Below are 11,101 nucleotides of genomic sequence, written 5' to 3'. Positions count from 1 at the left end.
AAATGTCCAAGTCGTGTGCCGCCGGTGGCCGTCCCTATCACATCCATGGCCTTTGTGCAAATCGTATCACCGGTCGCCAATCGCCGGGAATTGATAGGCGGGAAAAGGCGTATGGAGGCATTCTCAAGGAAACTGCGGTGGTGCGTCTTCAGCGCTCGAACCGGGCGTCAGCGCGTCTAAATTCGGCTGGAGCATTTTATAATAGGTCCGGATGCGGTCTACATACATGACCACTTCATTTCCACGCGCATAACGATGCTCAAGGGTACGGTAATATTTTTTCTGCTGCAACAGCGGGAATACCGATCGGACACCGTGCCAGCTGTTTTCCGGCTTGCCCAGCCGGCGGGCCAATCCTCTGGCGTCCTGCAGGTGGCCGAATCCAATATTGTAGGCAGCCAATGCCATGAGCGTACGATCGGGTTCGGGCACTGACTTGCCGACCTGGCGATGCAGACGAGCCAGATAGCGGGTACCGGCAAATATTGACGCCTCAACGTCCATCCGATTTTCCAGATCCATGGATGCCGCCGTTTCGCGGGTGAGCATCATGATTCCACGAACACCCGTATAGCTTCTTGCACGAGGATTCCAATGCGACTCCTGATACGCCTGCGCAGCGACAAGCTTCCAGTCCAGTTTGTATTTTTTGGCCGCCGCTTCGAAAAAAGCCCGATATTTGGGAAGCCGGACTTTGATTCGGCGACGGTACCTGGCCAGGTCTACGTAATCGAAGGATTCCAGGTGGCTGTAATAATGCTCGACCAGGCCCTTGATCGTCTCCCGGGTTTTTTTTAGGTCAAACCAACCGGCGACGGCCTCCTGCAATCGGCGGTTGCGTGGATCGGTTGCCCATGTCAGTTTCTGGGGACTGCCAAGGGTCAGCATGACAGTCAGTTCCGGGAAATAGTGGTGGTTCATGGACATGATGTTAGAATCCACGACCGTAAGCGGCAAGGAGCGGGTCCACACCATCTGGAGCAGATCCTCGGCGCTGTAAGCAGTCAGGATCTGCCAGTTGACACCTGGATACATGCGGCGCAGTTCCTCCAGATATTCGATACGGGCGCTGCTGCCGGTTATCCAGAGCGTGTATGCCTCGAGAGCCTTCTTACTTTGGATGTCCGGCCCGCCGCGACGGCCCACCACCTGCTGTTCCACCTCCAGATAACCCGGCCCCAGAGAAAGCAATCGGGCCGACTGGCTGCCAAAGGGAACGCCGGGGGCGATGATATCCCCCTCACCGGCTTTGAGGGCGGCAATCATATCGACTTCCTCCTCAATGATCGATATGCGGAGGTCCACGCCCAGATGCTCGGCAAAGGCCTTTGCCAGATCGTATTCAAATCCAACGGGGCCATGGGGGCCCTCATAATAGCATGCGGAATTGTTGCGCGTAATCAGCACTAATTCGCCCCGGGACAACAGCGCCTCAAGATCATTTTGTGTCAGAGGGGAATCGCATCCCGCAATCACGCTGAGCACCAACAGCATAACCAGATCGCACCAAATTGTTCGCAGCATGCCAATCCGCCTATTCAGCCAAACGATTTCATGGTTTGTATCTGAGCGCCAGTGAGTCTGGTGGTCGCCCGTATCAAGTCGAAGACACCGTGACCTCGTGATTTATAGTCCGAGATCTCGAATTTATCAACCCGAGCCCCGCCTTCTTCCACCCCGGTCCAACCGGCACCCCGCACCCATGGACTAACCGGCCGCCGGTTTGCCCCTGCACTTTGGGCAGTGACAAGCAGTAGTGCCTGGTTGCCTTTTTCAATTGATAATGGTATGACCGCCGAAATCTACCAATCCGTTGAATTGTAGCGTATTTGCGACGTATTAGCCCGGAGACCACTCATGATTATCATCATCGATTTTGGATCCCAATTCAACCAACTCATCGCCCGGCGGGTGCGTGAATGCCGCGTATACTGCCAGATCGAACCACCGACTGTCACCGCAGAACAGATTCGGTCCTGGTCGCCCGACGGCATCATCCTTTCCGGCGGACCATCCAGCATCTATGAGAAGAACAGCCCTCGGGTGGACGCCGGCATTTTCGACCTCGGCATTCCGGTGCTGGGCATCTGCTATGGCATGCATTTTATGGTGGACACCCTCGGTGGCAAAGTCAAGAAAGCCGACAAACGTGAATACGGTTTTGCCTCTCTGACCGCCAGGCAGCCAAAAGGGCTTTTTTCAGGCATCGGCAAAGAAACGATCACCTGGATGAGCCACGGTGATTCCATCGACGGCCTGCCTAAAGGCTTCTCCATCAGCGCGTCAACTGCCAACACCAAAGTGGCCGCAATGGCCAACAACCGCAAAAAGTTCTTCGGCGTTCAGTTTCATCCTGAGGTGGAACATACCGCCAAAGGACGGATAATAATCCACAACTTTCTTTTTGACATCTGCGGATGCAAAGCATCGTGGACCATGAAATCCTTTGCCCGGGAAACCGTCAGCCAGATCAGGAAAACAGTGGGGGACAAAAAAGTGATTCTCGGCCTTTCCGGCGGGGTGGACTCCTCGGTGACGGCCCTTTTAATTCACAGCGCCATCGGCAAGAATTTGACCTGCATATTCGTGGACAACGGCCTGTTGCGAAAAGACGAGGCCACCCAGCTGAAAGAGAAACTCAAAAGCCACCTGAAGATCAACATCCGCTTTGTCAAAGCCGCCTCCCGATTCCTCCGGGCCCTCACCAACGTGTCCGACCCGGAACGAAAACGCAAGATCATCGGCAAGGAGTTTATGGATGTGTTCGAGGCTGAAGCGTTGAAAATCAAGGATGCCGATTTTCTGGCCCAGGGCACGCTATACCCGGATATCATCGAATCCCAATCGGCCTTTGGCGGCCCCACGGCGGTGATCAAATCCCACCACAATGTGGGAGGACTGCCGAAAAAGATGAAACTCAAGCTGGTGGAGCCCTTAAAGTATCTGTTTAAGGATGAAGTGCGCAAGCTGGGTAAAACCCTGGGGCTGGACGCCGACCTGGTTTGGCGACAGCCGTTTCCCGGACCGGGGCTGGCCATCCGGGTCATCGGCAAGATCACCAAAAAACGTCTGGATGTGCTGCGGGAAGTGGATTCGGTACTCCAGGAAGAAATTCGCGCCGCCGGATATTACCGCAAACTCTGGCAGTCCTTCGCCGTTCTGCTGCCCATTAAAAGCGTCGGTATCATGGGGGACGGCCGGACGTATGAGAACATCGTGGCTATTCGGGCGGTCACCAGCAAAGACGCCATGACCGCAGACTGGGCCAAGCTCCCCCATCGGCTGCTGGGTAAAATTTCCAACCGGATCATCAACGAAGTCCGGGGCGTCAACCGCGTCGTATACGACATCAGTTCCAAGCCACCTAGCACCATCGAATGGGAATAGCCACACAATGAATGATAAAGGCGATGCATCCCGGTTCACCATCCGCGATGGAGACGCGGAGCCAGATGCCATGTATATTGCGGATGCAGAAAACCTGCGTATCGAGAAGCTGGGCACCCGGGTCACACTGGTGGCCGTGCTCATCCCCTGCCTGCTGGTGGTTGTTCTGGCCATTGCCTATCTGGATATAAAAAACCGGGTCGTCAACACACAACATTCCGGCTCCATGGGCGTCCAAAACTTATCCAAGGATCTTGAATCCCGTTTTTCAAACCTCTCCCTTAAACAGGCCAAGATGGAGGAACAACTCGCCGAGACGTCCAAAACCCTGGAAACCGCCACCGCCGCTCTGCAGGTCAACCTTAAAAAAGCCACCACCGAATTAAAACGAATCACTGACGACAAGGCGGACCGATCAGCGATGGCCGCCATATCCAACAAAACAGAAGCGTCCGTCGCCGCCTTGCAAAAGGACATGGCAGACCTCAACACTGAGTTCGGCAAGTTCGACGAGGAACTGGCCGCCCAAATTCTGCTCATGGCTCAGGGCCTGAAAAAGGACCAGGGGCGGCTTGCCGACATCGAAAAGAAAGTCCAGCCGCTTGCCGACATCGAAAAGAAAATCCAGCAGCTCGACTCGGAAAAGTTGAGCAGGGATTCCATGGGACTTGCGCTGGGCCTTGAGCGGCTGGGTCTTCAGGAGATGGTCAAGGATCGAATTCGTGAAGTTGAGAAAAAATTGGCTGCCGTAACCAAGCAGATCGATGCATTGAACCAGCGACTGGATGCGCAGGCGCAGAAACCATCCCCTTCGTCGTCGGCAGGCACAGCCCCGGGGCCCACACCGATGCCGCCCCTCCCGGCCGATCCCAATTCCGGCTCCACAAACATGGTGGAACAGACGATCAATTGACTTGCAGCGGGCTTTGCATCACTGGCTTATTTACAACGCATCTCAGAGATAAGGATCAGGGTTCAGGGCGAGGAAGGCAACAACTTAACGCAGAGATAGGTTCTGGCCCAAAACACAAAGCAGCTTGTCAGCACAACCCCATGCCCGCCATTTTCTCTTCAATGCGCTGGATGTCCACCGGCAGGTCAACCTCGGGAGAATCATAAGGCGTCACCACCACCCGAATACGGTGGCCGTGCTCCATGGCGCGAAGCTGTTCGAGCTTTTCGATCTCTTCCAGCCGTCCGGCCGACAGACCTCGAAAGCACTCCAGAAATTTTTTAGTGTAGGCGTAGACGCCCAGGTGTTTAAAGGTTTCGTAACCGTTCAACCCGTCCCGGCCGTGGGGAATGGTTGCCCTGGAGAAGTAGAGCGCATCACCATTGTTGTCGAAGGTGACCTTGACATCCTTCGGATCGGTGATCTCACGCGTGTCAACAATGGCAAAGGCCAGCGTGCTCATCTTTACCGCCGGATCTTCGTAAAAGGGCTTTACCACGGCGTCAAAGCATCGTGGATCCACCAGTGGCTGGTCCCCCTGGATGTTGACTACCACGTCCGCCGAATCCAGACCGAGGCGTTCGGCGGCTTCGGCCACCCGGTCGGTTCCGGACCGGCATTTGGAGGAAGTCATGACGACGTTGCCGCCAAAACGGTTAACGGCGTCCCGTATCCGGCTGTCGTCGGTGGCCACATGAACGGATTCGATACATTTGGCTTGCATGGCGCGCAGACAGACCCACTGGATCATCGGTTTGCCACAGATGTTGGCTAACGGTTTACCATCAAATCGAATGGAACCGTAGCGCGATGGAATGATTACGACTACCCGCATTTTACCTATCCTTTATTTGTCCCATCCTCCTATCAGGTGCAGGTGGAGATGAAAGATCACCTGTCCGCCGCCTTTCTCGACATTGAAGAGCAGCTTGTATCCGGAGGTATTGACCTTCTCCTTTTTGGCCATCTGCCTGGCGGTCATGATCATTTCGGCCAGAATGTCATTGTCCGATTCGGTAAGGTCGTTGATGCTGCGGATATGCCGTTTGGGAACGATCAACAGATGGACGGGGGCGTGAGGGTTGATGTCACGAAAAACCACTAGGTTGTCGTTCTCGAACAGAAAATCGGTACCCATCTGGCCGTGTGAAATTTTGCAGAAAAGGCAATCTTTTTCCATGGACGGCGCCTCCTGAGGATCTCCCATCGCCTGTCACTTCAAGCAATGGAAATAATCGGTGGGTGGAAATCGAGTTTAAAAATGTCTGTTCCTACCGGTTCAACAGCAACCTTGTCAAGCAGACATTTAGCGCTGAAGATCCACCGATTCTTCAGCGGACAGCCGATCTGCAAATGTGATCAAAATCCCTGAAATTCATTATTTAAGTTTTAATTGGGGCTGCCGATATGAACTTACAGCAAAGCGGGCTTTCAGTCATGCTTCTCAGCACGCCACAGGCAAGGCATCCGATCTGAATTGAGGCCTATTTTTGCAACATACCCATGCGATGTGAATTGAAGTATACAAAACCATGAACATCCTGATTGCAGACGACGATCCCGTCACCTTGAAACTATTGTCATCACGCCTTTGTGCGTGGGGCCACACGGTGCATCAGGCTGCCGATGGAAATACGGCCTGGGAAACCATTCGCAGCACTCCCGTGGATATGGTCATCAGCGACTGGATGATGCCTGGAATGGACGGGCTTGAATTGTGCCGCCGAATCCGAGAGCACAACGAACCCGGCTATATTTACCTGATACTGATCAGTGCCCAGGATTCGAAGACGGAGATCGTGCGCGGTCTGGAAAGCGGCGTTGACGACTATATCACCAAACCCATTGACATGGACGCCTTGCACGCCAGAATTGAAATCGGCGCGCGCATCGTCAACCTGGAGCGTACGCTCAACCGCAAAATTGAGATCATCACCGTAAATCACATCCAGACCATCCGCATGTTCTCCCGAATGATGGAAGTTGTTGATGATGAACTGGGGGGACACTGCCGCCGGACTGCCGACCTGGCCGTTAACTTGGCCGGTTCGCACCCCGGTGTGAGCGACGCCGACATTCCCATCATCGAAACGGCAGCCCTGCTCCACGACATCGGCATGGTAGGCATTCCCAAATCCATCTTAAACAAACGCCGCACGGAAATGGTTGAAAACGAACGGCAGTTATACCAATCCCACGCAGCTATGGGCGCACGCATCATTGGTGAGATAGAGATCATGAAGCCGGCAGCCCTGCTGGTGCGGCAGCACCACGAACAGTACAATGGCAAGGGTTTCCCCGATGGACTGGCCGGTGATGACATCCCTGTTGGGGCACAACTTATTTCGGCGGCCTCCATTTATGACAACATGATACACAAAGGCAAGATCTCCCTGGACAGCATCGCTGAAAGCCTGCAGCGGATCCGGGGCTACCAGTTGTCGCCGTTTGTGGTGGAGTTGTTGCTTGAAATCAATGTGGCGCAGCAGCATGATCTCGCACGAAAGAGGGCAGAGGAACGGCAACTGGATGAATTGAAGGCCGGGATGGTGATCGCGGCAAACGTACACATGAACACTGGCGCTTTTGTTATGGCTGCCGACACCGAACTGGACGACCACAGTATCGACAAACTCAAACATTTCAATAATATTGGCGCCATTACCAACAAGGTGCTGATTCGCAAATCTACCGTGAGGCGCTAAATGGATCTTGCAACCATCATCGGCCTTGTCAGCGGAAGTGTTCTGATTCTGGTCTCCATCGTCATCGGCGGCAGCGCCTTGGTTTTCATCAACATCCCCGGCCTGCTGATCGTTGTCGGCGGAACCCTGGCAGCCACCTTCATCAAATTCACGATGTCCGATGTCATCGGATCCATCAGTGTGGCCATGAAAGCCTTTCTGGTAAAAATGGAAGCGCCGGAAAATATCATCAAGGAGATGGTGGACTTCACCCGCATCGCCAAAAAAGAAGGATTGATTGCCCTGGAGAAGGAGAATCCATCGGATGCCTTTTCCGTCAAAGCGCTGCGATACCTGTCTGACGGTTATGACGAAGGGCTGATCGCCGATATGCTCCACAAGGATATCCGATTGATGGGGCAACGGCACGCCACCGGCCAGAATGTGTTTAAAGGCATGGGCGATTCCGCACCGGCATTCGGCATGGTCGGCACCCTCATCGGTCTGGTCCAGATGCTGTCCACCATGGCGGACCCGTCCAGCATCGGACCGTCCATGGCTGTGGCGCTGTTGACCACCTTGTACGGCGCGGTCATCGCCAATCTCATCGCCCTGCCCATCGCCGACAAGCTGGCCCTGCGAAGTGAGCAGGAGCGGTTGAACAAAAGCATCATCGTGGAAGCGGCCATAGCCATCAACCGGGGCGTCTCCCCCATGGTGCTGGAAGAATCCCTGAAGATTTTCCTCTCCCCCAAAGAGCGGCAACTGTCCGAAACCGAAAACAGCAAGGCCGAGTAGCAGGTGAACGATGAGTAGCGACGTCCAGCAATGCCCGCCATGTGATAAAGGCGCCCCCAGATGGGTGACCACCTTCGGTGATCTGATGAGCCTGCTGCTCTGTTTTTTCGTGCTGCTGCTCTCCTTTTCCGAAATCGATCGCCAGAAGTACAAACAGGTCGCCGGATCCATGGAAAAAGCCTTTGGCATGCAACGGAAAAGGAATGTTGCCGATTCGCCTCGCCATGGCCTGAAGATGATTGCCAAGGACTTTGACCAGGAAGCTATCGCTACGCGGGTAAAGGAATTTATTGGTAAAGAGTTGGAAGAGAATTTCGATGCGCTTTACCGTAAAATTGAAGACGACATTGAAATTGAAGCCAAGAAAGACCAACTGGTCATTCGCATGATGGGGGAAAGCACATTTGACTCGGGAAAAGCAGAAATCAAAACCGAACTCAAGCCCTTGATCCTGCGAATCGGGCAGATTCTGACAAGCGAAACCGCCGGTGACATCATCATTGCCGGCCATACCGATAATGTGCCTGTCACTGGCGGCCCGTTTCAATCCAATCTCAAACTGTCCATCGCCCGGGCCGCCACTGTCGCCCAGTTCCTTTTGGACCAGACATCCATCGACCCCAAACGGATCTCCACCATGGGTTTCGGAGAATTTCGCCCCATCGCAGACAATACCACCGAATTGGGCAGACGGAAGAACAGACGGGTGGAAATCATCGTCGGCACCATGCCCCGTCGTCAAGGCATGGCGACTTACGAGAACAATCCCCAGCCGTAACAGACCGTTTTACTACTTAAGGGTGCCGAAGGAAATTGGGGGAGGACGGTCGGAAAGATTGAACCCTCCCCGCGGCCCCGATGAGCGGGATCTTTGCTTCGCGCCGACCCCGATGGCGGGATCTCCGCTTCGCTTCGACAAGCGGCGGGGAATGCGCTCGCTATCGCGGTTCACGTATTCATTCTAGTTATCGACTGGACGGTCTCGTTTTATTGAGACACGGCATGACCTATCTGAGAAAATCCACCAGGGTGGGTTGAACGACCTGGGCAGCGGTGGCCAGCAGGACTTCGTAAGCGGTCTGCTGGACCTGCATATCAATGGCTGTCTTGGTGATGTCGGCATCTTCCACACCCGACCGCATGGTTTCCACTGAATTGCCAAAACTGATCCAATAATCGTTCGTGGCTTCCATGCGCTTGTAATCCGAGGCAAACCCACTTCTTGCAATTTGAATCCGGTCCCCGATCCGTTCCAGCGGGTCGACGGCTGCCCGAATAGCCACCGGGTCGTCGGCAGTTAATGCCGCTTCCAGGTCGTCGAGCACCTGAAACAGGTTGTCGCCGGTCTCGATAAACATCTGGCTGCCGTCGGCTTCGAGCTCTACGGTAATCCCCTCCCCTATTGTGACCCGATGTAAACCGCCATCACCATTGTAGGCGTAGGTGGCCGAATCGAAGGCCGGCGTGTCGCTCAGGTGGCCGGAAAAAAGGTAATTCTTACCATACTTGCTGTTGGCCAGACCCAGGGCCTGATCGCGGATATCCTTGACTGCTTCGGCGAGGGGCATTTTATCATCTGTGCCCGGGTATGACGCAATGCCCTTGGCTTCACGCAAAAAATCATGAATCTGCCCCAAAATGGTCTCCGTGTATTTCACACGCGTTTGAGCATCGGTGATGTTTCCCCGATACTGGTCGATGGTACTCAGGGTGCTCCGGTAGCCAAGAACTTTTCCGATGCCGATGTGATCATCGGAAGGTCGGTTGATCCGTTTCCCGGACGCCAGCTTCAATTGAGTCTTCATCAACCGGGTGCTCTGCTTCGCCAGATTGGCTTTTATGTTGTCTGCCATGATTTTGGCACTGATTCGCATCGTTTCCTCCTGGCGGCGGTTACACCATGTCTATGAGGGTTTGGAGCATTTCATCGACGGTATTCACGAGTTTGGCAGCAGCCGTGTAAGCACTCTGGAACTGCACCATGTTTACCATCTCTTCATCCATGGAGACACCCGACACCTGCTCGCGGTATGTGGACAACTGTAAGGATATCATGGATTGATGATCGGTGTTCACCCTGGCCTGGGAGACATTTCTGCCCACGTCACTGACCAGTGAATCGTAAAATTCATCGAAGGTTGCCGTTCCACCGGACATGGACAGGCTGTTCCGAAGTTCACTGATGGCGATGGCATTCCCGTTTCCGCCTGGTACCCCTTCAGTATTCAAGGCGGCCGCCAGCAGGTTTGAATTGTTGACAACGGCGGTATTCACACCGATATCCGAGGCATCCGTACCGGTAAAAAAGTCAATGCCAGTGTCATCCGGCGGTGCCTCCAGGGTAAGACCGCTGCTGTGTAGCGTGTTGACCGCGGTGATCATGGTCTGTGCTATATCGTCCAACCGGGACAGATAATCCGGCATGGTGATATCCCGCGCCTCGATCCACCCTTTTAGTTTTCCGTCTGAGATATCGCTGGTAATATTCTGCAGGACGCCGCTGCTGCTCTCCCAGAATACGTCGTTGAATCCGTTGGCATTCAGGCCGGTGGTCAAATTCCAGGAATTGATGCGATCGACCAAAGTGTGACCGTTGGCCGTGACGACCGTTAAATACCCATCGGCATCCTCGAAACTGTTGACGTTGACGAGGCTGGAGAGCTCCTTCAGCTTGAGATCCCGATGATCCCTGAATTCATTTGCGCTGTGGTCGTTTCCGGCTTCGATTTCCGCGATCTTCACATTGATATCGGCGATTTCACGAGTCAGCGTGTTAATATCACCGACTGCACCGTCGATACTGATGTCACTGTCTTGCTGAACTTGAGTAAGGTCACGGGTCAATTTGTTGAATAAATTAGTCATGTTCTGGCTCTCTCCAACCAAGGTCACCCGCTCCGTATATCCGGATGGATTGTTGGACAGCTGCTGCCAGGCACCCCAGAACTGGCTCATAGCATTGTTCAGGCCGTAACCGGAGACTTCATCGAACATCAGCTCTGCCTTTTCCAGGGTCTCAAGCTGGGCATCCCAGCGCCCCTGCTGCGAGGCGGCGCCGGCAATCTGAGCCGCCAGAAACCGATCGTGAATCCGCTGAATGGTCCGGTTGGCACGAACGCCGGTGCTCAAGGTCCCCCCATCGTAACGAACCGGTTCATTCTGCACCATATTGAGCCGTTGCCGAGAGTAGCCTTCGGTGTTCACATTGGCGATGTTGTTGGCCGTGATGTCCAGTGCTTTTTGCTGGGTGGACAGCGCGGTACTGGCAACGTTCAACATG

Annotated in this window: 10 protein-coding genes; 5 read left to right on the top strand and 5 right to left on the bottom strand. The window is 54.3% G+C overall.

The genetic code is table 11. The annotated features are described in order from the left end of the window. Positions 1-123: 123 nt before the first annotated feature. Positions 124-1,524 carry a membrane-bound lytic murein transglycosylase MltF gene (mltF, locus tag QNK41_RS07795; protein ID WP_319255446.1) on the bottom strand — a complete coding sequence of 467 codons (1,401 nt, stop codon included), beginning with the start codon at positions 1,522-1,524 and terminating at the stop codon, positions 124-126. A gap of 333 nt (positions 1,525-1,857) precedes the next feature. Here mltF and guaA point away from each other — a divergent pair, with 333 nt between their 5' ends. Then, positions 1,858-3,387 (top strand): glutamine-hydrolyzing GMP synthase, encoded by a 1,530-nt coding sequence (gene guaA / locus QNK41_RS07790; RefSeq protein WP_319255444.1) that lies wholly within the window; start codon positions 1,858-1,860, stop codon positions 3,385-3,387. Between the two features lie 7 nt (positions 3,388-3,394). Next, positions 3,395-4,300: a hypothetical protein gene (locus QNK41_RS07785; protein WP_319255442.1), complete on the top strand. Its 906-nt coding sequence runs from the start codon at positions 3,395-3,397 to the stop codon at positions 4,298-4,300. Between the two features lie 127 nt (positions 4,301-4,427). Here the strand turns inward: QNK41_RS07785 and kdsB are convergent, their stop codons facing one another. Both kdsB and QNK41_RS07775 read right to left on the bottom strand, forming a co-directional pair. Next, positions 4,428-5,174 carry a 3-deoxy-manno-octulosonate cytidylyltransferase gene (kdsB, locus tag QNK41_RS07780; protein WP_319255441.1) on the bottom strand — a complete coding sequence of 249 codons (747 nt, stop codon included), beginning with the start codon at positions 5,172-5,174 and terminating at the stop codon, positions 4,428-4,430. A gap of 12 nt (positions 5,175-5,186) precedes the next feature. Further along, positions 5,187-5,519 carry a histidine triad nucleotide-binding protein gene (locus QNK41_RS07775; protein ID WP_319255438.1) on the bottom strand — a complete coding sequence of 111 codons (333 nt, stop codon included), beginning with the start codon at positions 5,517-5,519 and terminating at the stop codon, positions 5,187-5,189. A 352-nt stretch (positions 5,520-5,871) separates the two neighbouring features. Between QNK41_RS07775 and QNK41_RS07770 the strand changes: the two genes are divergently transcribed. From QNK41_RS07770 to QNK41_RS07760, 3 genes are read left to right on the top strand one after another with little or no spacing between them, the layout of a single operon-like run. Then, positions 5,872-7,044 carry an HD domain-containing phosphohydrolase gene (locus tag QNK41_RS07770; protein ID WP_319255436.1) on the top strand — a complete coding sequence of 391 codons (1,173 nt, stop codon included), beginning with the start codon at positions 5,872-5,874 and terminating at the stop codon, positions 7,042-7,044. Next, the gene (locus QNK41_RS07765) at positions 7,045-7,821 is read left to right on the top strand and encodes a MotA/TolQ/ExbB proton channel family protein (protein ID WP_319255434.1); all 777 of its coding nucleotides are present in this window, start codon (positions 7,045-7,047) and stop codon (positions 7,819-7,821) included. It abuts the gene before it with no gap. Between the two features lie 10 nt (positions 7,822-7,831). Further along, positions 7,832-8,599, top strand: coding sequence for a flagellar motor protein MotB (locus tag QNK41_RS07760; protein ID WP_319255432.1), 768 nt, complete (start codon positions 7,832-7,834; stop codon positions 8,597-8,599). Between the two features lie 229 nt (positions 8,600-8,828). On the opposite strand, the gene flgL is transcribed toward QNK41_RS07760, so the two are convergent. Further along, positions 8,829-9,695, bottom strand: coding sequence for a flagellar hook-associated protein FlgL (gene flgL / locus QNK41_RS07755; protein WP_319255429.1), 867 nt, complete (start codon positions 9,693-9,695; stop codon positions 8,829-8,831). Positions 9,696-9,714: 19 nt separating this feature from the next. Beyond that, the coding region (gene flgK / locus QNK41_RS07750) for a flagellar hook-associated protein FlgK (RefSeq protein ID WP_319255427.1) at positions 9,715-11,101 on the bottom strand (1,387 nt) is incomplete at its 5' end.

Origin of the sequence: Desulfosarcina sp. (assembly GCF_033791525.1) — a bacterium.
Taxonomy (GTDB): Bacteria; Desulfobacterota; Desulfobacteria; order Desulfobacterales; family Desulfosarcinaceae; genus Desulfosarcina.
The sequence above is the reverse complement of the archived record's forward strand: the minus strand, read 5'-3'. Positions and strand labels throughout refer to the sequence as shown.